Origin of the sequence: Rhodococcus jostii NBRC 16295 (assembly GCF_001894825.1) — a bacterium.
Lineage (GTDB): Bacteria > Actinomycetota > Actinomycetes > Mycobacteriales > Mycobacteriaceae > Rhodococcus_F > Rhodococcus_F jostii.
Map to the genome: position 1 here is coordinate 190,539 of NZ_BCWY01000003.1, position 23,136 is coordinate 213,674.

21 protein-coding genes are annotated in these 23,136 nt (G+C 67.3%); 11 read left to right on the top strand and 10 right to left on the bottom strand.

Annotated features, from left to right (window positions below):
- The first annotated feature begins 59 nt into the window (after positions 1-59).
- Positions 60-959 carry a LysR family transcriptional regulator gene (locus tag RJ1_RS03630; protein WP_073358524.1) on the top strand — a complete coding sequence of 300 codons (900 nt, stop codon included), beginning with the start codon at positions 60-62 and terminating at the stop codon, positions 957-959.
- Positions 960-963: 4 nt separating this feature from the next.
- Here the strand turns inward: RJ1_RS03630 and RJ1_RS03635 are convergent, their stop codons facing one another.
- The 3 genes from RJ1_RS03635 to RJ1_RS03645 all read right to left on the bottom strand — a co-directional run bounded on the left by RJ1_RS03635 (position 964) and on the right by RJ1_RS03645 (position 4,729).
- Positions 964-2,994, bottom strand: a complete 2,031-nt coding sequence (locus RJ1_RS03635; protein ID WP_073358525.1) for a neutral/alkaline ceramidase — start codon at positions 2,992-2,994, stop codon at positions 964-966.
- 158 nt (positions 2,995-3,152) lie between these two features.
- Complete coding sequence (locus RJ1_RS03640) at positions 3,153-3,881, bottom strand: acetoacetate decarboxylase family protein (RefSeq protein ID WP_073358526.1); 729 nt, start codon at positions 3,879-3,881, stop codon at positions 3,153-3,155.
- On the bottom strand, positions 3,878-4,729 hold the full coding sequence (locus RJ1_RS03645; protein ID WP_073358683.1) for an SDR family oxidoreductase: 852 nt from the start codon (positions 4,727-4,729) through the stop codon (positions 3,878-3,880). Before RJ1_RS03645 ends, RJ1_RS03640 begins: the two co-directional genes overlap by 4 nt.
- 140 nt (positions 4,730-4,869) lie before the next feature.
- Between RJ1_RS03645 and RJ1_RS03650 the strand changes: the two genes are divergently transcribed.
- The gene (locus tag RJ1_RS03650) at positions 4,870-6,048 is read left to right on the top strand and encodes a cytochrome P450 (RefSeq protein WP_073358527.1); all 1,179 of its coding nucleotides are present in this window, start codon (positions 4,870-4,872) and stop codon (positions 6,046-6,048) included.
- A gap of 69 nt (positions 6,049-6,117) precedes the next feature.
- On the opposite strand, the gene RJ1_RS03655 is transcribed toward RJ1_RS03650, so the two are convergent.
- Complete coding sequence (locus RJ1_RS03655; protein WP_073358528.1) at positions 6,118-6,999, bottom strand: aldo/keto reductase; 882 nt, start codon at positions 6,997-6,999, stop codon at positions 6,118-6,120.
- 66 nt (positions 7,000-7,065) lie between these two features.
- Between RJ1_RS03655 and RJ1_RS03660 the strand changes: the two genes are divergently transcribed.
- Positions 7,066-7,890: an HAD family hydrolase gene (locus RJ1_RS03660; protein ID WP_073358529.1), complete on the top strand. Its 825-nt coding sequence runs from the start codon at positions 7,066-7,068 to the stop codon at positions 7,888-7,890.
- 51 nt (positions 7,891-7,941) lie between these two features.
- On the opposite strand, the gene RJ1_RS03665 is transcribed toward RJ1_RS03660, so the two are convergent.
- From RJ1_RS03665 to fadD3, 5 genes are read right to left on the bottom strand one after another with little or no spacing between them, the layout of a single operon-like run.
- Complete coding sequence (locus RJ1_RS03665; protein ID WP_073358530.1) at positions 7,942-8,991, bottom strand: acyl-CoA dehydrogenase family protein; 1,050 nt, start codon at positions 8,989-8,991, stop codon at positions 7,942-7,944.
- The gene (locus RJ1_RS03670) at positions 8,988-9,956 is read right to left on the bottom strand and encodes an acyl-CoA dehydrogenase family protein (protein ID WP_073358531.1); all 969 of its coding nucleotides are present in this window, start codon (positions 9,954-9,956) and stop codon (positions 8,988-8,990) included. Before RJ1_RS03670 ends, RJ1_RS03665 begins: the two co-directional genes overlap by 4 nt.
- Positions 9,953-11,113 (bottom strand): acyl-CoA dehydrogenase family protein, encoded by a 1,161-nt coding sequence (locus RJ1_RS03675; protein ID WP_073358532.1) that lies wholly within the window; start codon positions 11,111-11,113, stop codon positions 9,953-9,955. Before RJ1_RS03675 ends, RJ1_RS03670 begins: the two co-directional genes overlap by 4 nt.
- Positions 11,114-11,986, bottom strand: coding sequence for an enoyl-CoA hydratase (locus RJ1_RS03680; RefSeq protein WP_073358533.1), 873 nt, complete (start codon positions 11,984-11,986; stop codon positions 11,114-11,116). It lies immediately after the preceding gene.
- The gene (fadD3, locus tag RJ1_RS03685; protein ID WP_073358534.1) at positions 11,983-13,524 is read right to left on the bottom strand and encodes a 3-[(3aS,4S,7aS)-7a-methyl-1,5-dioxo-octahydro-1H-inden-4-yl]propanoyl:CoA ligase; all 1,542 of its coding nucleotides are present in this window, start codon (positions 13,522-13,524) and stop codon (positions 11,983-11,985) included. Before fadD3 ends, RJ1_RS03680 begins: the two co-directional genes overlap by 4 nt.
- A 48-nt stretch (positions 13,525-13,572) precedes the next feature.
- Here fadD3 and RJ1_RS03690 point away from each other — a divergent pair, with 48 nt between their 5' ends.
- The 4 genes from RJ1_RS03690 (at position 13,573) to RJ1_RS03705 (ending at position 17,469) form a co-directional block, all read left to right on the top strand.
- The gene (locus RJ1_RS03690; RefSeq protein WP_073358535.1) at positions 13,573-14,793 is read left to right on the top strand and encodes an acyl-CoA dehydrogenase family protein; all 1,221 of its coding nucleotides are present in this window, start codon (positions 13,573-13,575) and stop codon (positions 14,791-14,793) included.
- On the top strand, positions 14,790-15,590 hold the full coding sequence (locus RJ1_RS03695) for an SDR family oxidoreductase (protein WP_073358536.1): 801 nt from the start codon (positions 14,790-14,792) through the stop codon (positions 15,588-15,590). The genes RJ1_RS03690 and RJ1_RS03695 overlap by 4 nt, the downstream gene beginning before the upstream one ends.
- Before the next feature lie 99 nt (positions 15,591-15,689).
- A complete protein-coding gene (locus RJ1_RS03700; protein WP_073358537.1) occupies positions 15,690-16,307 on the top strand; it encodes a TetR/AcrR family transcriptional regulator in 618 nt (205 codons plus the stop codon).
- Positions 16,308-16,320: 13 nt separating this feature from the next.
- Positions 16,321-17,469: an acetyl-CoA C-acetyltransferase gene (locus tag RJ1_RS03705; protein ID WP_073358538.1), complete on the top strand. Its 1,149-nt coding sequence runs from the start codon at positions 16,321-16,323 to the stop codon at positions 17,467-17,469.
- Positions 17,470-17,509: 40 nt separating this feature from the next.
- On the opposite strand, the gene RJ1_RS03710 is transcribed toward RJ1_RS03705, so the two are convergent.
- Entirely contained in the window at positions 17,510-18,772 is a 1,263-nt protein-coding gene (locus RJ1_RS03710) for an ATP-binding protein (protein ID WP_073358539.1), read from the bottom strand.
- 142 nt (positions 18,773-18,914) lie between these two features.
- Between RJ1_RS03710 and RJ1_RS03715 the strand changes: the two genes are divergently transcribed.
- From RJ1_RS03715 to RJ1_RS03730, 4 genes are all read left to right on the top strand, one after another.
- On the top strand, positions 18,915-19,244 hold the full coding sequence (locus RJ1_RS03715) for a hydrogenase maturation nickel metallochaperone HypA/HybF (RefSeq protein ID WP_072938989.1): 330 nt from the start codon (positions 18,915-18,917) through the stop codon (positions 19,242-19,244).
- A gap of 5 nt (positions 19,245-19,249) precedes the next feature.
- Positions 19,250-20,059 carry a hydrogenase nickel incorporation protein HypB gene (hypB, locus tag RJ1_RS03720; protein ID WP_073358540.1) on the top strand — a complete coding sequence of 270 codons (810 nt, stop codon included), beginning with the start codon at positions 19,250-19,252 and terminating at the stop codon, positions 20,057-20,059.
- A 160-nt stretch (positions 20,060-20,219) separates the two neighbouring features.
- Positions 20,220-21,275, top strand: a complete 1,056-nt coding sequence (locus RJ1_RS03725) for an NADH-quinone oxidoreductase subunit B family protein (protein WP_073358542.1) — start codon at positions 20,220-20,222, stop codon at positions 21,273-21,275.
- Positions 21,276-21,332: 57 nt separating this feature from the next.
- Positions 21,333-23,126: a nickel-dependent hydrogenase large subunit gene (locus RJ1_RS03730; RefSeq protein WP_073358545.1), complete on the top strand. Its 1,794-nt coding sequence runs from the start codon at positions 21,333-21,335 to the stop codon at positions 23,124-23,126.
- Positions 23,127-23,136: the final 10 nt, after the last annotated feature.

Here is a 23,136-nt window from a genome sequence, read left to right on the forward strand (position 1 = left end):
CGAACACCGTGCAGAAGTACCTATTGTCAACCGACTGATAAGTTGCAAGTATCAATCGCGTGGAACTGCGGCAGCTTCGATACTTCGTGACGGTGGCCGAGGAGATGAACTTCAGGCGCGCCGCGGAACGCCTGCACATCGCGCAGCCCGCGCTCAGCCAGCAGATCAGCAAGTTCGAGAAGGAACTGCGCACCACCCTGTTCGAGCGCACGACGCGACGTGTCGAACTGACCGACGCAGGCCGGGTGCTCCTCGACGAGGGGCGGCGTGTCCTGGCGGAAGCCGATCACGCGCTCGCCGCGGTGGAACAGGTCGCGCACGGTGAGGTGGGGCTGCTGCGGATCGGCTTCGTCAGTTCCGCGGCGTTGAGGATCGTCCCCGCGACAGTCCTGGCCCTGCAGAAGGAGTGGCCCGGGGTTCAGGTGGAACTGTCCGAGTCGACCACCGACCGCCAGCTGTCCGCGATCGCGGACGGGACTCTCGACATCGGACTGGTCCGTGAAGTCGACCGTGCAGAGGGCATCGTGGTCCGGCCGCTGACCCGCGAGCCGTTACTGGTGGCGATGCACTCGTCGCATCCCTTCGCCGCCCGCGCATCGGTGCGGCTCGTGGAATTGCGCGACGAGCGGTTCCTCACGTTTCCCCGTGGTCAGGTGTCGCGACTGTACGACCACATCGCGGCCCTCTGCCATCACGCGGGATTCCGGTTGGAGGCCGCGCAGGAAGCCGTCCAATTTCCCACCCTCCTCGGGTTGGTCGCCGCCAATACCGGAGTCACCATCGTTCCGGCGAGTCTCCGTGCCCTGCACCTCCCGGACCTGCGGTACGTCGCACTCTCCGACCCGCAGGCGGCGTCGACGGTGTCGGTCGCGTATCGCGCCGACAGGCAACAGATCTCGGCGATCCGGCATTTCCTCGACGTGGCATCGTCCCTCGACCTGACGGACGAGATCCCGTAGGCGGCTATCCGACCTCGAATTCGTTCGACGTCCCGGTGAAGGCGGTGATCGCTCCGCCCGCGTCCCGGCTGTCTCCGTCGTGCTGCACGCGGTACTGTCCGGCGGGCGTGTCGTCCGGGATGTCCCACGTGATGCGCGCGACCGATTGGTGGGGCTCGGTGCGCGTCCAGTGGTACTTGGTCGACCAGTCGCCGTCGTCGGCGTGACGCAGCCAGTGGTCGCCGCTCCGGCGCTGGATCTCGAAGAACGTTCCACGACGGCGGGGGTTGTTCCCGGGATGTCCGGTGACGAATTCGACGGCGATCTGGTGGCCCGTCAGGGTTTTCGCTTCCGGCTGGGTCAGTACATCCCCGAAGGCACGGCCGGTGGGGGATTCGTCGCGGTCGATGCCCGGGCCGACGTACGGCTGGAACTGTGACAGGTCGCGTGGCGCCGGGCCGCGCGGGATTTCGCTGCCGGTGCGCAACGCGTCGGCGAGTGTCGCGAACCCCTGCTGGTATGCGGGCAGCGTGTATCGGCCGAACAGGGTCGACCCGCCCTCGTACTGCTGCGCGTCGTACTCCTGCGGGGTGGTGCAGTAACTCGCATACGAATTGGCGTAACCCTGAAAGATCACGTTCTCCAGCGGGACGCCGAGTCGGTCGGCGACGGTGCGGCGGATCCGCAGGCCGGACACGATCGTGAACTCCGCGGGGCCGCCCACGACGAACAGTCCGCCGATGCGGAGGATCTGAATCTTCAGGACGTGCGGAACCCAGCCGTCCGGGGGCAGCAGGCCGACGGCTACCAGCACGAGTTTCGGTGCCTGCGCGTCCTGCAACCACTGGGGGATCGGGGCATCCATCCCGCCGAGCGCGTCGACGAGCGGGTTGGTGGTGCCCTCCGGGAAGATCGGGATGGCCGGACCGTCCTCGGTGCTGCCCGCGCTCATGGCGGCACCGACACACGCGGGCGAGGTCCGGTACGTGCGGCCGTCGGGAGTGAACTCGCCGCCGACCTCCTGATTTGCCATGTCGAGGTACATGATTCGGCTGTCCAGGCTGCCGGTCAGGTTCTCCGATGCCGAGTCCCACGCGGCGCGCGCGGCCTCGACCTGCCGCTGCCCGATGATGCGGGTGTTCTCGAACTCGTCGTCGGTGGGCCCGTGGCCGGGCCGGAGGTCGAGGTTGGGGGACATGTCGCCGGTGTTCGTCTGCGGGAACGCGGCGACGAACTGCGGCGCGCCGTCGAGGTAGCGGACGCCTTCCCGGTCGTGCTCCCAGAAGTATGCGGCCGCTCCCTTGTTGTCGCCGGAGATCAGATGGTTCGTGTTGGTCAGCGACGCACCGTGGGTCGGGAACCAGTTGATCGCGCCGACGTCACTGCCGCCCTGCGTGATTCGCAGGACCCGCATCGACGTGTCGATGCCGAGGGGGTAGTAGTCCCTGTCCTCGGCGGGGTTGCGGTCGAACGCGATCCGCGATCGGTTGACGCTGGCATCGGTGAGTTCGCTGCGACCGTACGACAGTGAACCAGGGGCGAGGGAGTCGTGCGCGGCGGTGATCGCCTCGACGATGCCGCCGACCTCGGCGTCGAACACCTGACGATTGTGGCCGAGCACGGCGAGGTTGTAGGCGTAGTCGTGGGACGCGCCGCCGCACGCCGCGTGCGAGTGCACGGCCGTGAGCATCACGTTGCGCTCGGTGTACAGGTCGCCGTAGAGCTGCGCGAGTCGGGCGAGCACGGCGTCGTGCACGGACTGGAAGATCATGCAGACGTCGACGCACACGTAGATCACGCGCTGCGTCCCGCCCGACTCGGCGAACGCGAATGCCCGCGCACGGGTGCGCTGATGCAATCCCTCCGCGCGCTGTTCGAAGCTGGAATACCCCATCATCCCGACCTCGGCGACCGGGCCGGTGGCGTCGGAAATGCCGACGCCGACCAGGAATTCGCCGCCGTTATCGGGCCTCGCGGCCGCCGTCCCCGAACCGAGGGCGGCGACCGCCGGAGTCAGGGCCGCCCCCGCGAGCACGCTGCGTCGTCTGATCTGCACTACCGATCGTCCTTTCGGCGGCGAGCCCTCCGGGGTGCCACGAATTGGTCAAGCGTCCAGAACTGTAGCCGGTATTGGACCCCAGTTTGCTGGGCGACGCAACCCACCCCACGTGAGTGACAATGCGTGCCCGCGCACACATCGCCACTCACGTGCGGTCAGACGGGCTGCGCGTCCCCGAACGTCATCTTCAGATCGGGAATCGACGACGTGACGAGAGCCCGCTTCGGAAGTCCCAGCGACCGCAGTTCGTCGGCGATCGGATGGCTGCCCAGTTTCAGCTCCGCGCCACCCGGCCGGGTGCGGACCCCGCTGGGCTTCATGTCCCACGTGGTGAATCGGGTGAGTCCGTCGAGATGCGAGTAGGCGGCGAGCGACGTGCTCGCACCCGATCCCGGCACCGAAATGCCCGGTTTGACGCTCAACTGGACGATCAGCCGACCGTCCCGGCTCACCGACCCGCGTTTGATCGACCCGGCGTGGTCGACGTCGAAATCTGCGAGGACCTTCGGGAAACCCCAGATGCCGCGGCCGGCGGCCAGCGTGAAGTCGCCGTCGACCGGCAGGTGGTGGATCAGCGCACCCGCCCGGCCCCGGGCCAGCGCCTTCAGATCCTGCGGGACGGAGGTGCCGTCGGCCCGGTGATCTCGGACGAGGAACGACACCCCGAACTCGTTGTACGGGCCGAGGTCGCCGTCCACGTAGTCGACGAACACGAGGACGCAGATGCCGCGTCCCGGCCGGAACTGCAGGATCTCCAGGCCGGTGTAGTCGATCAGCGACTGCGCGGCGGCGGTCGGCACCGAATACATCGCCGTGAACGCCGACGCCGACCGGATCTCCACGGGCATGTCGACCTGCCTGCCCAGAACCTGGTGTGACGTCACGGCGCGACCACCCCGCGGAGGCCGTCGGCGCCGAACATGGGCTCGAACATCGACGTGAAGTCGGGGCCGCGACGCAGCATCTGACCGCCGTCGACGTTGATGATCTGCCCGGTGATCCACGTGGAGTCGGGGCCGAGGAGGAACTTGGCGAGCGCGGCGATGTCGGTGACCTCACCGACCCGAGCGATCGGGGTGTTCGCCATGTAGTCGTCCAGGACCGGGCCGCCGTCGGTGATGAGTGCGACGAGGTCGGTGCGGGTCAGTCCGGGCCGGATGCAGTTGACGCGCACGTTGCTGGCCCCGAGTTCGTCGGCGGCGAGTCGCGTCAGATTGTCGACACCCGCCTTGGACGGGCCGTACGCGCCGAACCAGCGGTGCGTGTTGCTGCTCGCGATCGAGGAGATGGTGACGATGGAACCGCCGCCCCCGGCGACGAGCGCCCGGGCGGAATGCTTGATCGTCAGCATGGTGCCGGTGACATTGAGGTCGACGGTTCTGCGCCAGGCGTCGACGTCGAGCTGGGTCACCGGGCCCACGGTTTCATTGCCGCCCGCGCACGCCACCGCGCCGTCGAGCCGGCCGGTGCGCTCGCTCGCCTTCGCGACCGCGCGGATGACGTCGTCCTCGTCGGTGACGTCGGCGACGACCGTGTCGACCGTGCCGGCGGGACCGTCGGTGGTGATCAGCTCTACCGCGCGCGCCAGCTTCTGCTCGTTGCGACCACAGATCGTGACGTGGACGCCCTCGGCGGCCAGGGCGGTGGCGACGCCCAATCCGATGCCACTGCCGCCGCCGGTGACGAGTACCGATGTCTTCGCGAGCCCGCTGTTGCCGTCGTTGGTGACCACGTACACCTCCAGGTGATAGAACTCGTGTCAATTCTTGAGTCGAAGATCTGTGGAAACTTGCCGCTATACCACTGCGTCATAGTAAGAACACGTTCTATTATCGGGGCACGATCGGCGGGATTCAACTGAGGAGCGTCTCGATGAAGGACAGGCCGGAATTCGATCTGATCGACGGACGGTTCTACTCGGGCGAACTGGGCGACCCGCGGCAGGCCTACGCGTGGATGCGGGCGCACGAGCCGGTGTATCGCGCCGACGGAATCCTCGGCGCCGCGTCGTACGAGGCCGTGCTCGCGGCCGAACGCGACCCCGAGTTGTTCTCCAATGCGGGTGGAATCCGGCCCGGGGTGGGACCGCTGCCGCAGATGATCGACATGGACGACCCGCAGCACCTGCAGCATCGGCGCCTCGTCAACGCGGGTTTCACCCGCAAGCAGGTGGAGGCGAAGATCGGCCGGATCCGGGAGATCTGCGATCAGCTCATCGACGCCGTGCTCGACAAGGACGAAGTGGACTTCGTCCGCGATCTGGCGGCGCCGCTGCCCATGGCGGTGGTCGGCGACATGCTCGGCGTCCGCCCCGAGGAACGCGCCACGTTCCTGCAGTGGTCCGACGACCTGATGAACGCCCTCGGCAGCAACGCCACGGACGAGGAACTGCTGGCGCAGGCGAACGCCTACGTGGCGTTCAACGAGTTCACGCTCCGCACCATCGAGGAGCGGCGGAAGAACCCGACCGAAGATCTCACCAGCATCCTCGTGCACAGCGAGATCGACGGGCACCGGCTGAGCGACGAGGACATCGTCGGCGAAACCCTGCTGATCCTCATCGGTGGTGACGAGACCACCCGGCACGTCCTGAGCGGCGGCATGGAACAACTGATGCGCCACCCCGCACAGCAGGCGCGTCTCGCGAGCGACCCCGACGGAATTCCGGCGGCGGTCGAGGAGATGCTGCGCTGGTCGTCGCCGATCAAGAACATGTGCCGCACCGTCACCCGCGACGTCGAATTCTTCGGAACCGACCTGCGTGAGGGCGAGAAGATGATGCTGCTGTTCGAATCCGCCAACTTCGACGAGGCAGTATTCGAGAATCCCGACGTCTTCGACATCGAGCGGTCGCCGAACCCGCACGTCGCGTTCGGTTTCGGCACCCACTTCTGCCTCGGCAACCAACTCGCCCGGCTCGAAGCGAAGATCATGTTCGAGCAACTGCTCTCGCGGCTGCCCGACATGATGCTCGTCGACGACGGCCCGCTGCGGCGGCGTCCCGCCAACTTCGTGTCCGGGCTCGAGGAGATGCCGGTGAAAGTGGCGTAGGCGTTCCGCCGCCCGTGCGTGGTGAAGGAGTCTCTGGACTCGTCAACCACGCACGGGCGGCGGAGCCGCCTACTCCGGTGCGCCGATGTTCAGCTCATCCGGGTGCGCGCCGACGCGGGTGCCGTCGTCCATCGTCTCGATCTCGCTGAGGTCCTGCTCGCTCAGTTCGAAATCGAACACGTCGATGTTTTCGCGGATCCGCGATTCGTGGACCGACTTGGGGATGACGATCAGCCCGCTCTGCAGATGCCAGCGGATCAGCACCTGCGCCGCGCTCTTGCTGTGCCGGTCACCGATGCGGGTGATGATCGGATCGGTGAGCAGGGTGTTCGGCTTGGACGCGTCGCCCCAGCCGGAGTTGCTGGTGCCGCCGAGCGGGCTCCACGACTCGACCGCGATGCCGTGCTCGACGGCGAACTCGCGGATCGGCTGCTGCGCCAGGTGCGGATGCAACTCCACCTGGTCGACCGCCGGGACGACGCCGCCCCGGTCGATCAGCAACTGCAGGTGGCGGGGCTCGAAATTGCACACACCGATCGCCTTGGCGCGACCCGACTCGGCGATCTTCTCCAGCGCGTCCCACGTGCGGAGGATGCGGTCGTCGTCCTGCAGCGGCCAATGGATCAGGTACAGGTCGACGTAGTCCACGCCGAGACGTCCGAGGCTCGCGTCGAACGCTTTCAACGCCGGCTCGTAGCCCTGGTCCGCGTTCCACAACTTGGTGGTGAGGAACACGTCCTCACGCGGGACTCCGGACGTCGCGATGCCGCGCCCGACGCCTTCTTCGTTGCCGTACGCGGAGGCGGTGTCGATGTGCCGGTAGCCCGCCTCGTCCAGGGCGAACCGGACCGCGTGTTCGGTCTCGTCGTTGCCTGCCTGCCACACTCCCAGGCCGAGCTGCGGGACGATGGTTCCGGAATTCAGCACGATGCTGGGTACTCGAGGACTCATGCTGTCCAGGCTATCGACTGCGGTGGCGTCGCGAGGGGTTCATGCGCAGCCTGGCATCATGCGGAGGTGACCCGAATTCGGCTATTGGCGACGGACCTCGACGGCACCCTGCTGCGGTCGGACCGCACGATCTCCCCGCGCACCGCACAGGCGATGGCGGACGCGCGCCAGTCGGGGGTCGAGGTGGTGTGGGCCACGGCCCGAGCCCGGCACTCCGTGCACGCGTTGGCGCAGTCGTGCGGGTTCCGCGGGAAGGCGATCTGCGCGAACGGTGCCGTGGTCCTCGACCTGTCCGACGGAACCCCGGTGATCACGGCGACGACGACGATCGCGATGGCGTCGGCTGCTGCGGCGATGGACCGGGTGCGGACGCTGATGCCGGGTGTCGTGTTCGCGAACGTCGGCCCGACGCGTTTCGTCGCCGAACCCGCGTACGCCGCGCTGTGCGAGTTCGCAGACCATCACCGGCACCCGCACGAGATGACGCTGTCGGAACTGCTGCCCGACATGGACGAGCCGATGGTGAAGATCGTCGCCCGGCACCCCGAGGTGCCCAGCGCGGACCTGTACCGGGCGGCCGTCGCTGCGGGCGTCGACGGCGTCGAACTGACGCATTCCGGTGCACCGTATGTGGAGATGGCGGCGTCCGGGGTGTCCAAGGCGAGCGCCCTGGCGCAGCTGTGCGCGGTCGACGGGATCTCGACGGCAGAGGTCGCTGTCGCGGGAGACGCCATCAACGACGTCCCGATGCTCACGTGGGCGGGGACGGCGCTCTGCCCGTCCAACGCGCTGCCGGAAGTCCTCGCCCTCGCCGATCGGGTGTTGCCGAGCAACGACGAGGACGGGGTCGCGAGCTACCTGGAGGGGCTGGTGGGCGCTCCGCGCCCGTGAGCACTTAGCGAGTCCAGAGACTCGTCAACCACGCACGGGCGGCGGAGCCGCCTACAGCCCGGCGGCGGTGGCGAGCTCGGCCAGGTACTCCCGCGGCTGCCCGAAGAGCTGCGCGCTCCCGTGCGCACGCTTGAAGTACAGCTGCGCGTCGTGTTCCCACGTGATCGCGATGCCGCCGTGCAACTGGATGGCCTCGGCCGCGACCTGTTGCAGTGCCTCCGAGCAGTACACCTTCGCGATGACGGCGTCCTCGTGCGTCCCCGACAGCGCCGCCGCGTACGACATCGACCGGGCCGTCTCGACGAGGGCGTACATGTCGGCCATGCGGTGCTTCAGCGCCTGGAACGATCCGATGGCCCGCCCGAACTGCTTGCGCGACTTCGCGTACTCGACCGTCTGCTCCAGCGCCGCTGACGCCGCACCCACCTGCTCCGCCGACAACGCGACCAACGCGACGGCGCGGATCTGCTCGGTGAGGTCGGTGGGGGAGACGAGCCGGCGCGCCGCGACCCCGTCGAACACGACCTCCGACAGTGGACGTGTCGGGTCCATCGCCGGGACGCGACGACGCGTCACGCCCTCGGCCGACGGGTCGACCTCGAACAGGCCCTCGGACGTGAGAACCAGCAGCACGTCCGCGACGTCACCGCCGAGCACGTACGACGCCGTCCCCGACAGCGCCTCGCCCGAAAAAGTGACCCCGAAGTCACGCCACCCGGACGGACCGGCCCAGCACAGCGCGGCCACCGACCCCGCCGCGATGCCGGGGAGGAGGCGGGCGCACGCGTCGTCGTCCCCCGACAGCACCAGCGCCTGCGCCGCGAGCACGGCGCTGCCCAGCATCGGCGACGGCGTCAGCGTGCGGCCCAGCTCTTCCTGCACTACATGGACTTCCAGCAGCGATGCGCCGACGCCGTCGTACTTCTCCGGCACGGCGAGCGCGGCGACACCGATCTGCTCGCACAACTTGGACCACAGCGCGTCGTCGTAACCGTGATCCGCGGTCGTCGCCCGGCGGACGGCGGCGGAGTCGGAATGCTTGCCCAGCAGGTCGCGGACGGATTCCCGCAGCGCGGCCCGTTCGTCGTTGTCGAAACTCACGACACACCTACCAGTGAATCGACGACGCGGCCGCGGTGGAACGCCGGCGTGCCCCAGGCCGTGACCAGCGCCCGGACCTTCGTCAACCACAGCGACAGGTCGTGCTCCTGGGTGTACCCGATGGCGCCGTGCACCTGCAGCGCGACCCGCGCGGCCCGGTACGCGGCGTCCCCGCACGCCACCTTGGCGGCCGAGACGTCGCGGGAACTGTCGGCCGACCCGTCCCGCACGGACAGCGCGGCGCCGTGCAGCAGCGGCCGTGACATCTCCAGACCGACGGCCACCTCGGCGAGGTGATGCTTGATGGCCTGGAACTGTCCGATCACCTTGCCGAACTGCTTGCGCTGCTTGGCGTAGTCGGTGGTGACGTCGAGCAGGGTCTGCCCGAGGCCCTGCAACTGTGCTGCGGTGGCGAGGGCGCCGAGGTCGAACGCGGGCGAAAAGTCCGCGTCGCCGAGCGCATCGGTCGCCGTCAGCGGGAACAACCGTCGCGACTGGTCGACCGAGTTCTGCACCGCACCGGGCGCGCCGACGTTCACCGTCGACTCGTCGACGAGCAGGACCAGATCGACTGCGTCGGCATCGACCGCGAACGGCACGTGCGGCGCGGCGGCCACGGTGGCAAGTGATCCGGATGCCAACGCGGACAGCCGGTCCGGTTCCGCCTGCGCGAGCAGGGCCGGTGCGACGGCGACGGTTTCGGCCACCGGGCCGGGTACGGCATGGCGTCCGAGTTGTTCGACGGCCACGACGAGGTCGACGGCGTCGGCGCCCAGACCGTCGTGCTCGTCGGCGATGAGCAGACCGTTGACGCCGGTCTCGGCGAGGCGCTGCCACACCTTCAGGCCGGGCCCGGTATCGCCGGTGTTCCACGACCGGATCACCGACGGCATGTCGGATTTTGACAGCAGCGCGTCGATGCTGGACGCGAAGTCCTGGTGGGAGGAGTCGAGTGTGAATCTCATCGATCCGCCTTCGGTAGGCCGAGCAGCCGCTCGGCGATCACGTTCTTCTGAATCTCGTTGGTGCCGGCGTAGATCGGACCGGACAGGGAGAACAGGTAGCCGTCCATCCAGTTGTCCGCGAATTCCGCCGAGGCGCCCTGCAATTCGAGTGCGGTCTCGTGTGTGGCGATGTCCCACTCTGACCAGAACACCTTGTTGATGGACGATTCGGCGCCCAGTTGCCCGCCGTCGGCGAGCCGGGTGACGGTGCCGAACGTGTTCAGCTGGTACGCGCGGGCGCCGATCCAGGCGTCGGCGACCCGGTTGCGCAGGGCGGTGTCGTCGGTGCGTCCCGTGGTCTCGAACAGTTCCACCAGCCGATCGACCGTCGCCAGGAACCGGCCCGGACTGCGCAGCGACAGCCCGCGTTCATTGGATGCCGTGCTCATCGCGACCCGCCAGCCCTCGTTGACGCCGCCGATCACTCCGGACTCGCCGGGGTTCGCGGGGTCGTCCGGGACGAAGACGTCCTCGAGGAAGATCTCCGCGAAACCTGGCTCGCCGTCCAACTGGTCGATCGGCCGGACCGTGACGCCCTTCGACCGCAGGTCGAACATGAAGTACGTGATTCCCTTGTGCCGCTGCGCGTCCGGATCGGACCGGAACAGCCCGAAACCCCAATCCGCGAAGCTCGCGCGGGAACTCCACGTCTTCTGCCCGTTCAGCACCCAGCCGCCGTCGACGCGCCGGGCCGTGGAGCGGAGCGAGGCGAGGTCGCTCCCCGACTCCGGCTCCGACCACGCCTGCGCCCAGATGTCGTCGGCGCGGGCCATCCGCGGCATGATGCGGGCGAGCTGGTCGGCGTTCGCGTGCTCGAACAGCGTCGGGGCGAGCAGGAAGATGCCGTTCTGACTGACGCGTCCGGGTGCGCCGGAGCGGTAGTACTCCTCCTCGAACACCACCCATTCCAGCAGCGACGCATCGCGTCCACCCAGTTCCTCCGGCCACGACACGACCGACAACCGGGCGTCCGCGAGAGTGCGTTCCCACTCGCGGTGCGCCTCGAAACCCTCGGCGGTGTCCATCGACGGCAGCGGCTCGGCCGGCACGTTGTCCTTCAGGAACGCTCGTACCTCGTCGCGGAACGCGAGAGTGGCGTCGTCGTACTCCAGATCCACTTACTTGGCCCCGTTCTCCGAGTTACGTGCGCTCTCCGCCATCGACTTGGCGTTCATGCCGCCGAGCGGATCGGTGTCGATCTCGGCGTTGTGCGCGTGCGCGAAGTGGTGCAGTCCGAAGACGGAGTCCATCCCGTTCCGCATGCCCATCTGGTCCTCGCACTGGTTGACGGCCTTCTTGGTGAGCGCGAGACCGAACCGCGGCATCGCCGAGATCCGGCCGGCGATCGCGAGTGTTTCCTTCTCCAGGTCCTCGCGGGGCACGACGCGGTTGACCATGCCCACCTCGTAGGCGCGCTGAGCCGTGAAACGGTCACCGGTGTACAGGATTTCCTTCGCGAACCGCGGTCCGAGCATCCAGGGGTGCGCGAAGTACTCGACACCGGGAATGCCCATACGTACGACCGGATCGGAGAAGAACGCGTCGTCCGACGCCACGATGAGGTCGCACACCCACGCCAGCATCAGGCCGCCGGCGATGCACGCGCCCTGCACCATCGCGATGGTCGGCTTCGGGATCTCCCGCCAGCGGCGGCACATCCCGAGGTACACCTCCATCTCGCGCGCGAACCGCTGGTCGCCGCCCGGCTTGTCGACGTGGTCCCACCACATCACGGCCTTGTTGTCGTACTGCACGTGATGGTCGCGGCCGGGGGTCCCGATGTCGTGTCCGGCGCTGAAATGCTTGCCGTTGCCGGCGAGGACGATCACCTTCACGTCGTCGTCCTCGACCGCACGCTCGAACGCGGCGTCGAGGGCATACGTCATCACCGAGTTCTGGGCGTTGCGGTAGTCGGGGCGGTTGAGCGTCACGAATGCCACGCCGTCGCGCACCTCGTAGGTGACGACGTCACCCTCGTCCGGAACCGTCATTTCTTCTCCTCACGCAGAACGTTTTTCATGACCTTCCCGGAGGGGTTCCGGGGGAGGGAGTCGACGAAGCGCACCGATCGGGGCACCTTGAAGTTGGCGAGGTGCTCCTTGCAGTACGCGATCACCTCGTCCTCGGTGACCGCGGTCTTGGTCACGATGTACGCGCGCCCGACCTCGCCCATCCGCTCGTCGGGCACACCGATGACTGCAGACTCGGCGACGCCGTCGAGTCGGGCAAGAGCGTTCTCCACCTCAGCGGGATACACGTTGAAACCGCCGGAGATGTACATGTCCTTGAGACGGTCGGTGATGTCGACGTACCCGCGGTCGTCGAGGGTGCCGACGTCGCCGGTGTGCAGCCAGCCGTCCGCGTCGACGGTCTTGGCGGTGGCCTCCGGATCGTCGAGGTAGCCGAGCATCACGTTCTCGCCGCGGACGAGGATCTCGCCCTGGTCGCCGATGCGGACCTCCATGCCGGGGATCGCCCGGCCCGACGTCGTCGAAACGGTCACCGGGTCGTCGTCGGTGCGGCACATGGTGACCACCACCGCCTCGGTCTGCCCGTAGGCGGTGAGGACGGCGTCGAAACTCAGTTCCGACTGCATGCGTTCGACGAGCGCCACCGGGACCGCAGCTGCGCCGGTGACGGCGACCCGCAGGCTGGACAGGTCGTACTTCGGGCGGTCGGGGTGATCGAGGATCGACTGGAAGATGGTCGGTGCGCCGGGCAGCACGGTGATCTGCTCGTCGTGCACCGTCGCCATCACCTTCGGGACGTCGAACACCGCCATCGGCACCACGGTTGCGCCGTTCAGGAGGCAGACCAGGAATCCGGCCTTGTATCCGAACGTGTGGAAGAAGGGATTGATGATGAGGTAGTTGTCCTCGTCGGTCACCTCCGCGCACTCACCCCATGCCCCGGCGATGCCGACCGTCTGCCGGTGCGCCGACATCACGCCCTTGCTGCGTCCCGTGGTGCCCGACGTGAACATGACGTCCGAGACGTCGTCGGGGGAGACGGCCTCGGCGCGTGCGTCCGCCTCGGCCCGGGTCTCCTCGTCGGCGAGGGCGAGGAAGTCGTCGTAGTCGTACACGCCCGGTGTTTGGACGTCGCCGCCGTCGACGGGTACGCGGACGACGGTCGGCACGTCGAGGGTGCTCGACGCATCCCGTAGTGCGGCGTAGCGGTCGGCGCCGAGGAACATGCCCGCGACGACCAGCGCGGTGGCCTTGGTGCGCTCGAGCAGGTCGGCCGCCTCGGTCGGTGTGTAGCGGGTGTTGATCGGCACCAGCGTCGCACCGGCGTAGTGGATGCCGAGTGCCGCGACAACCCAGTGGTACGTGTTGGGCGACCAGACGGCGACGTGCGCGCCGGGCTGCACACCCTGGGAACAGAGTGCGGCGGCGAAATCGCGGACACGGTCGTGCAGTTGTGTGAAGGTCAGACGGACGTCGCCGTCCGCCACGGCTGTGAGCTCGCCGAATTCACGTGCGGCCCGTTTCAGGGCGGACGGGGTGGTTGTCGGTTGTTCGGTCACTGGGCTCCCTACCTACCTAGCAAGTGCTTGGTAGGTTATCTTACAGACGTGGACCAGAGCGAGAGCCCGGACGGGCTGATCACCGACGACGACTTTGCGCAGACCGTCAGGACCTGGCTGGCAGACAACCTGACCGGGGACTTCGCGCGACTCAAAGGCAAGGGCGGACCCGGCAGCGAGCACGAGTTCTTCGAAGAACGCCTCGCCTGGGACCGTCACCTCGCCGCCGCGGGATGGACCTGCCTCGGCTGGCCGAAGGAACACGGCGGCCGCGGAGCCACGCTCGCCCAGCAAGTGGTCTTCCATCAGGAGTACGCCGAGTCGGGCGCGCCGGCCCGGGTCAGTCACGTCGGCGAGGAACTGCTCGGTCCGACGCTCATCGCGTTCGGCACCGAGGAACAGAAGCGTCGCTTCCTGCCCGGAATCAATACCGTGACGGAACTGTGGGCGCAGGGCTACTCCGAGCCGGGCGCCGGTTCCGACCTCGCGAACGTCTCGACCACCGCGCGCCGGGACGGCGACAAATGGGTGATCAACGGGCAGAAGGTATGGACGTCGCTCGCGCACGTCGCGCAATGGGCGTTCGTGCTGTGCCGCACCGAGCCGGGCTCGAAGCGGCATCAGGGCCTGAGCTTCCTGCTCGTCCCGCTCGACCAGCCCGGCGTCACCGTCCGGCCCATCCAGCAACTCACCGGCACGTCCGAGTTCAACGAGGTGTTCTTCGACGACGCCGTCACCGACGCGGATCTGGTGGTCGGGGACCCCGGCGACGGCTGGCGGGTCGCGATGGGACTGCTCACCTTCGAACGCGGCGTGTCCACGCTCGGACAGCAGATCGGTTTCGCCCGCGAACTGCAGGGCGTCGTCGACCTCGCGAAAGCCAACGGTGCCGCCGCCGATCCGAACATCCGCGAGAAGATCGCCCGCGCCTGGGTGGGACTGCGAGTGATGCGGGCGCACGCGCTGCGCACCCTCGAAGCGGTCGACGCCGGGACGTCCGGTTCGGAGGCGTCCGTCGCGAAACTGTTGTGGGCCAACTGGCACCGCGACCTCGGACAGCTCGCCATGGAGGTGCAGGGCGCGGCGTCGCTGCTCGCCCCGGTCGGGGCGTCGTCCGACATCACGGACCCCGAACATCTCGAACTGGGCGAATGGCAGCGGCTGTTCCTGTTCACCCGCGCCGACACGATCTACGGCGGATCCAACGAGATCCAGCGCAACATCATCTCCGAGCGCGTGCTCGGACTTCCCCGAGAGGCCCGTTCATGACCACTACTCCACTCGCCACCGCGCCCGTCGAGACCCCGGGCCACGACCTGCTGAAGGGCAAGAAGGTCGTCGTCACCGCGGCCGCCGGCACCGGCATCGGGTTCGCGTCCGCGCGACGTGCCCTGCTCGAGGGCGCCGACGTGCTGGTGTCCGACTGGCACGAACGCCGCCTGCTCGAGACCAAGGAGAAGCTGGCCGCCGAGTTCCCGGGGCAGGCGGTCGAGGCGCTGACGTGCGACGTGTCCAGCACCGAGCAGGTGGACGCGCTGATTTCCGGGGCCGCCGGCGCGCTGGGCCGGATCGACGTCCTCGTCAACAATGCCGGGCTCGGCGGCGAGACACCTCTCGTCGACATGACGGACGAGGAGTGGGACCGCGTCCTCGACATCACGTTGAACGGAACGTTCCGGGCCACCCGCGCCGCGCTGCGCTACTTCAAGGGGGTGGAGCACAACGGGGTGCTCGTCAACAACGCGTCCGTCCTCGGCTGGCGGGCCCAGCATTCGCAGGCGCACTACGCGGCGGCGAAGGCCGGGGTCATGGCGCTGACCCGGTGCAGCGCCATCGAGGCCGCCGAATACGGGGTCCGGATCAACGCCGTCGCACCGTCCATCGCGCGGCACGCGTTCCTCGCGAAGGTGACCAGTGAGGAACTCCTCGACAAACTGGCGTCCGGCGAGGCGTTCGGCCGCGCCGCCGAGGTGTGGGAGATCGCCGCCACCATCGCCATGCTCGCCAGCGACTACACCACCTACCTCACCGGCGAGGTCGTGTCGATCTCGTCGCAGAGGGCGTAGGCGGCTCCGCCGCCCGTGCGTGGTTGACGAGTGTCTGGACTCCTTGACCGCGCACAGGGCCGAAGGCCCTAACAAGCGCTTGGTTGATAGGATGGCACGATGACTCCACCCCAGGGCACCGACGATTCGGCAAACAAGTCCGGACGCAGGGCCGAACTCCTCGACATCGCGGCCACCCTGTTCGCGGAACGCGGCCTGCGGGCCACCACCGTCCGCGACATCGCCGACGCCGCAGGCATCCTGTCGGGCAGCCTGTACCACCACTTCGATTCCAAGGAATCGATGGTCGACGAGATCCTACGGGGCTTCCTCGACGACCTGTTCGGCAAGTACCGCGAGATCGTCGCGTCCGGACTCGACTGTCGCGCGACCCTCGAAGCGCTGGTCACCACGTCGTACGAGGCGATCGACGCGTCGCATTCGGCGGTCGCGATCTATCAGGACGAGGTGAAGCACCTCGTCGCCAACGAGCGGTTCGCGTACCTGTCCGAACTGAACACCGAGTTCCGGGAGCTGTGGATGGGTGTGCTCGAGGCGGGTGTGAAGGACGGCACCTTCCGGGCAGACATCGACGTCGAGCTCGCCTTCCGGTTCCTCCGCGACACCGCCTGGGTCGCCGTCCGCTGGTACCGGCCCGGCGGCTCGGTCACGGTCGACACCGTGGCCAAGCAGTACCTCTCGATCGTCCTGGACGGACTTGCGAGTCCCCACAACTGACTAGGAGTTTCACATGACCGAGGCCTACATCGTCGATGCCGTTCGCACCCCGATCGGCAAGAAGAACGGTGGCCTGTCCGGCGTGCATCCCGCAGACCTGGGTGCGCACGTCATCAAGGCGATCGTCGAGCGCACGGGCATCGACCCCGCCGGTGTCGACGACGTCGTCTTCGGTTGCGTCGACGCGATCGGCGGGCAGGCCGGCAACATCGCCCGCACCGCGTGGCTCGCCGCCGGCTACCCGGAGGAGGTCCCCGGTGTCACCGTCGACCGGCAGTGCGGGTCGAGTCAGCAGGCCGTGCACTTCGGGGCGCAGGCGATCCTGAGCGGCACCGCCGACCTGATCGTCGCCGGCGGTGTGCAGAACATGAGCCAGATCCCGATCGCGTCGGCGATGGTGGTCGGTCAGCAGTACGGATTCGACACCCCGTTCGGCGGGTCGACGGGCTGGACGGAACGCTACGGCGACCAGGAGGTGTCGCAGTTCAACGGCGCCGAACTGATCGCGGACAAGTGGGACATCAGCCGCGAGGAACTCGAGCGCTGGGCCCTGCAGAGCCACGAGCGGGCGAGGACGGCCATCGCCGAAGGTCGCTTCGACCGCGAGATCGTCCCGTTCGGTGACGTGACGACGGACGAGGGTCCCCGCGAGACCAGCCTCGAGAAGATGGCCGCACTGAAGACCCTCACCGAGGGCGGGCGTCTCACGGCGGCGGTCGCGAGCCAGATCTCCGACGGCGCGAGCGCGGTGCTGCTGGCCTCACCGGAAGCGGTCGAGAGGTACGGACTGACGCCCCGCGCCCGCATCCACCACCTCAGTGCCCGCGGCGCCGACCCCATCTTCATGCTCAGCGCCCCGATCCCGGCCACGCGCTACGCGCTGGAGAAGACGGGCCTCGGCATCGACGACATCGACCTGGTCGAGATCAACGAGGCGTTCGCGCCGGTGGTCCTCGCGTGGATCAAGGAGATCGGGGCCGACCCGGCGAAGGTCAACGTCAACGGCGGCGCCATCGCCCTCGGCCACCCGCTCGGCGCGACGGGTACCAAGTTGATGGCGACGCTCCTCAACGAACTCGAGCGCACCGGCGGCCGCTACGGTCTGCAGACCATCTGCGAGGGCGGCGGCACCGCGAACGCCACCATCATCGAACGCCTGTGAGTACTTGTTAACCGCGGGCGGTTAACAAGTACTCACAGGCTCAGGTGCGGGCATGACCGGCGATGTCCTCGGTGAACGCCTGCATCATCTCGGAGGTGAGAGTGGGACGCACCGTGCCGATCACGTCGAGGTAGTCCTGGGTGCCGGCATGGCAGCGTCCGCCCGAATCGACGCTGCACTCGAAGGTCGCCTGCGCAACGGTCCGCGCCGCATGCGCAACATCGGCGGGGGTGTAGCCCTCGGTCGCGCCGACGAGGGCAGACACGTCGACCTGTTCGTTGCCGAGATACCGCTCCCAGAGGGAGTACCGGGCCTCCGCGTCGGGGGCCCCGATCGGCAGCACGTAGTCGAAACGTCCGTGGCGCAGGAACGCATCATCCAGTGCGCGAACAGAATTGGTGGCGCAAACCAGTAGGCGTCCGCCGCGTTCGCGGAAGTTGACGATCGACTTCAGCAGTTCGTTCACGACCCCGACGGACTGCGATCCGGGCCGGCGACGTGCTGCCACCTCCTCGACCTCGTCGATGAACACGACGACGTGTTCGAGTTCGTCCATCGACGTGAATGCCTCTCCGAGGCCGGCGGCCAGACCGTTCTCGCTCGACGCGAGCCGTGACGGGAACAGTTCGACGAACGGCCAGCCGAGCCGGCTGGCGATGGCACGCGCGAAAGTCGTTTTCCCGGTGCCGGGCGGCCCGAACAGCACCACGGCGCGGGGTGCTGCGACTCCGTGGTCGGCCGCCAGCGACGGCCTCGACAGCGGGAGCACAATCTTGCGTTCTATCAGCGACTTCTCCCGGGTCATGCCGGCCACCTGTTTCCACAGTCCGGCGGGCGGCACCGCACCGCCGAGCGTCGCCAGGACCCCGGCGGTGCGGGGCGAGACCGTCTCCAGCTTCTCGTAGTACGTGACTCCGGTGCGGGCCGCGAATCCGGAATTGGTCAGAGCGGTCGCACCGGTCTCGCCATCGGGGAGGAGGGCCGTCACCCGCCGCACTCCTCTGGCCAGGAGCCGGTGCTCGAGCTGCGACAGCAGTTCGCTGCCGAGCCCTCTTCCTCGCCATTCGGGGTCGAGGGAGATGCGCATGATCCAGGCACGGTCTTCGTCGACGCGACTGACTGCCGTACCCACGATGCTCCCGTCCTTCACCGCGACGACGGCCGGATGACGGTTCAGCAAGCTCCCGACCACGTCCGACAACGCGAACAGGGGTGGTTGGTCCGTGGTGGTGGAACTGCTGTCCATGCGCACGACGGCCTCGAGATCCTCGGGTTCGAAGTCGCGGATATTCCAGGCGTCCACGCGCCCTCCCTGAAGTGGATGGCGGAAATCCTCAGCGTACGTCCCCTGTGAGTACTTATTAACCGCCCGCGGTTAACAAGTACTCACAGGCGCGAAGCGCTACGCTCGAATCGACAGGTGACGAGTCCTGAACGGGGCCGTGATGCACGAGTTGGCAATCACCCAGAGCGTCGTCGACGCCGTCTGCGAAACCGCCGCGGGACGGACGGTCCACAGCGTGCGCGTGCAGGTGGGTGCGTTGACAGCCGTGGTCGCCGATTCGATGCAGTTCTGTTTCGAGCTGGTCACCGAAGGGACCGTCGCGCACGGAGCCCGCCTCGACATCGACCACACCCCGGGCGGCGCGCACTGCCGAGAGTGCGGTGACGACTTCGTGCTCACCGACCTGGTGTTGCTGTGCCCGTGCGGAAGTGCGGACGTGGAGGTCACGTCGGGGCGGGAACTACGAATCCTCTCGATGGAAGTGAGTTGACGCATATGTGTGCCACCTGTGGATGCGGAGACGAGACCGGCACCAGGATCACGGTGCCCCACGACCACGAGCACCCCCACGACCACGACCACGAGCACCCGCACGACCACGAGCACACCCACGAACATCCGCACGAGCACGAGCACGAACATCCGCACGAGCACGAGCACACCACCGAGACGGTCACGCTCGAGCAGAAGGTGCTGGCGAAGAACGACGTCGCGGCGGAACGCAACCGGGGCTGGCTCGCGGGACGCGGGGTGCTCGCGCTCAATGTGATGAGCTCGCCGGGTTCGGGGAAGACGACGCTGCTCGAGCGGACGATCGCCGACATCGGCGGGCAGCGACGGGTCTCGGTGGTCGAAGGAGACCAGGAGACGATGCTCGACGCGAATCGCATCAAGGCGACGGGTTGTGCTGTGGTGCAGGTGAACACGGGCGCCGGTTGTCACCTCGACGCGGAGATGATGCGGGACGCGCTGACCGCCCTCGACCCCGAATCGGACTCGCTGCTGTTCATCGAGAACGTGGGCAATCTGGTCTGTCCCGCACTGTTCGACCTCGGTGAGAAGAGCAGGGTGGTGGTGATCTCGGTGACCGAGGGGACGGACAAGCCGCTCAAGTATCCGCACATGTTCGCGGCGGCGAACCTGGTGATCGTGAACAAGGCGGACCTGTTGCCGTACGTGGATTTCGACGTCGACCTCTGCGGAAAGTACGCCCGGTCGGTGAACCCCGACCTGCAGATGATCACGCTGTCGGCGACCACCGGTCAGGGCATTCAGCAGTGGTACGACTGGATCGCGACGCAATGAGGCCCTTACACGACCAGCCGGCCGCGCGCGTCACGACGCGCCGGGGACCGTTGACATCCGCTCGGCGGCGGAGCTAAATAAATATCAGCGCCACACAGGTGGGCCGACGGTCGACTCCGGTGGCGACAGGAGTTGTGTTCACTCCGGAAAGCGACCTGCTATGCCGACACAGGAAGCAATCAACGCCGAGGACACCCTGATTCACGTGCTGTGGATCAATGCGGGACTCAGTTGCGACGGCGATTCGGTGGCCTTGACAGCGGCGACGCAGCCCAGCGTCGAGGAGATTGCCCTGGGGGCCCTGCCGGGCCTACCTAAAGTGGCCGTGCACTGGCCGCTGATCGACTTCGAGAACGGCCCGGAGGGCGGCGCCGACGACTTCCTGGAGTGGTTCTGGAAGGCGGACCGCGGCGAGCTCGAACCCTTCGTCCTGGTGGTGGAGGGCTCGATCCCCAACGAGCAACTTCACGACGAGGGTTACTGGTGCGGTTTCGGCAACAATCCCGAGACGGGCCAGCCGGTGACGACGAGCGAATGGCTCGATCGTCTCGCTCCGAAGGCGACGGCGATAGTCGCGGCGGGAACGTGCGCCACGTACGGCGGAATCCACGCGATGGCCGGTAATCCGACCGGTGCGATGGGCGTTCCCGATTATCTCGGCTGGGACTGGAAGTCGAAGGCCGGCATCCCGATCGTCTGCGTACCCGGATGCCCGATCCAGCCGGACAATCTGTCGGAGACGCTGACGTATCTCCTCTACATGGCCACCGATCAGGCGCCGATGATTCCGCTCGACGACGCATTGCGTCCGCAGTGGTTGTTCGGGGCCACGGTGCACGAGGGCTGCGACCGCGCCGGCTACTACGAGCAGGGCGATTTCGCGACCGAGTACGGTTCGCCGAAATGCATCGTGAAGCTGGGGTGCTGGGGTCCCGTCGTCAAGTGCAACGTCCCGAAGCGGGGCTGGATCAACGGTGTCGGTGGGTGCCCGAATGTGGGCGGTATCTGCATCGGGTGCACGATGCCGGGCTTCCCGGACAAGTTCATGCCGTTCATGGACGAGCCGCCGGGCGGCAAGCTGTCCACGGTCGCATCCGGGCTGTACGGGTCGGCTATCCGGAGCCTGCGCAAGATCACCAAGCACACGTTGGACCAGGAACCGCACTGGCGCAGTCGCGGTACGAAACTGACCACGGGCGCCACACGCACCTGGTAGTCCCGCTCGGGGGCTCGGGCGGTAGTCCGCCGGCCTCGAACACTGAGAGGTACGTCGATGACAACGATCATTCCGGAACCTTCGCACAAGTCGGAATCCGACGGCCTGGTCGAGATGGCGTGGGATCCGATCACGCGCATCGTGGGCAGCCTGGGTATCTACACGAAGATCGACTTCAAGCAGAAGGAAGTCGTGGAGTGCCACAGCACCTCGTCGATCTTCCGCGGCTATTCGATCTTCATGAAAGGTAAGGATCCCCGCGACGCCCATTTCATCACGAGCCGTATCTGCGGCATCTGTGGTGACAACCATGCGACGTGTTCGTGTTACACCCAGAACATGGCGTACGGTGTGCAGCCCCCGCACATCGCTGAGTGGATCGTCAACCTCGGCGAGGCTGCGGAATACATGTTCGACCACAACATTTTTCAGGAGAACCTCGTCGGCGTGGACTTCTGCGAGAAGATGGTCTCCGAGACCAATCCCGGGGTGCTGGCGCAGGCGGAGAAGACCGAGGCGCCGCACGCGGGCGAGCACGGCTACAAGACCATCGCCGACATCATGCGCTCGCTCAACCCGTTCACCGGTGAGTTCTATCGCGAGGCGCTGCAGGTCAGCCGGTGGACGCGAGAGATGTTCTGTCTCATGGAAGGTCGGCACGTGCACCCGTCCACCCTGTATCCGGGTGGGGTCGGCACGGTGGCGACGATCCAGCTGATGACCGACTACACGACGCGTCTGATGCGGTACGTGGAGTTCATGAAGAAGGTCGTGCCCATGCACGACGATCTGTTCGACTTCTTCTACGAGGCGATGCCCGGGTACGAGAAGGTCGGCCTGCGCCGCACTCTGCTCGGTTGCTGGGGGTCGTTCCAGGATCCGGCGGTCTGCAACTTCTCCTACAAGGACATGGAGAAGTGGGGCCGGGCCATGTTCGTGACGCCCGGCATCGTGGTGGACGGCAAACTGATCACGACGTCCCTCGTCGACATCAACCTCGGTATCCGAATCCTTCTGGGCAGTTCGTATTACGACGACTGGACCGATCAGGAAATGTTCGTGAAGAACGATCCGCTCGGAAACCCGATCGATCGCCGGCATCCGTGGAACCAGCACACCAACCCGCACCCGCAGAAGCGCGACATGGAGGACAAGTACAGCTGGGTGATGTCGCCGCGGTGGTTCGACGGCACCGACCACCTCGCGCTGGACACCGGCGGCGGGCCGCTGGCGCGGCTGTGGAGCACCGCCCTCGCGGGGCTCGTCGACATCGGGTACGTGCAGTCGACCGGGCACAGCGTGAAGATCAACCTGCCGAAGACCGCCCTGAAGGGGCCGGTCGAGTTCGAATGGAAGATCCCGCAGTACGGCAGCAACACGATCGAGCGGGACCGGGCGCGCACCTACTTCCAGGCGTACGCGGCGGCGTGTGCACTGCACTTCGCGGAGAAGGCGCTCGCCGAGATCCGGGCCGGGCACACGAAGACGTGGGAGAAGTTCGAGGTTCCCGACGAGGGCATCGGCTGCGGCTTCACGGAGGCGGTGCGCGGAGTCCTGTCGCACCACATGGTGATTCGCGACGGCAAGATCGCGAACTACCACCCGTACCCGCCGACACCGTGGAACGCGAACCCGCGTGACAGCTTCGGGACACCGGGGCCGTACGAGGACGCGGTGCAGGGTCAGCCGATCTTCGAGGAGAACGACCGGGAGCACTTCAAGGGCATCGACATCATGCGGACGGTCCGCAGTTTCGATCCCTGCCTGCCGTGTGGCGTGCACATGTACCTCGGTGAGGGAAAGACACTGGAGAAGCTGCATTCGCCCACCCAGTCCGTGACCGGCGAGTGACGAGGGACGC

Excerpts from the sequence above, each read along its gene's own strand:
- RJ1_RS03650 (WP_073358527.1), top strand. The coding sequence starts at position 4,870 with ATGAAGGACAGGCCGGAATTCGATCTGATCGACGGACGGTTCTACTCG.
- RJ1_RS03655 (WP_073358528.1), bottom strand. The coding sequence starts at position 6,999 with ATGAGTCCTCGAGTACCCAGCATCGTGCTGAATTCCGGAACCATCGTC.
- RJ1_RS03670 (WP_073358531.1), bottom strand. The coding sequence starts at position 9,956 with ATGAGATTCACACTCGACTCCTCCCACCAGGACTTCGCGTCCAGCATC.
- RJ1_RS03680 (WP_073358533.1), bottom strand. The coding sequence starts at position 11,986 with ATGACGGTTCCGGACGAGGGTGACGTCGTCACCTACGAGGTGCGCGAC.
- RJ1_RS03695 (WP_073358536.1), top strand. The coding sequence starts at position 14,790 with ATGACCACTACTCCACTCGCCACCGCGCCCGTCGAGACCCCGGGCCAC.
- RJ1_RS03700 (WP_073358537.1), top strand. The coding sequence starts at position 15,690 with ATGACTCCACCCCAGGGCACCGACGATTCGGCAAACAAGTCCGGACGC.
- RJ1_RS03705 (WP_073358538.1), top strand. The coding sequence starts at position 16,321 with ATGACCGAGGCCTACATCGTCGATGCCGTTCGCACCCCGATCGGCAAG.
- RJ1_RS03715 (WP_072938989.1), top strand. The coding sequence starts at position 18,915 with ATGCACGAGTTGGCAATCACCCAGAGCGTCGTCGACGCCGTCTGCGAA.
- hypB (WP_073358540.1), top strand. The coding sequence starts at position 19,250 with ATGTGTGCCACCTGTGGATGCGGAGACGAGACCGGCACCAGGATCACG.
- RJ1_RS03725 (WP_073358542.1), top strand. The coding sequence starts at position 20,220 with ATGCCGACACAGGAAGCAATCAACGCCGAGGACACCCTGATTCACGTG.
- RJ1_RS03730 (WP_073358545.1), top strand. The coding sequence starts at position 21,333 with ATGACAACGATCATTCCGGAACCTTCGCACAAGTCGGAATCCGACGGC.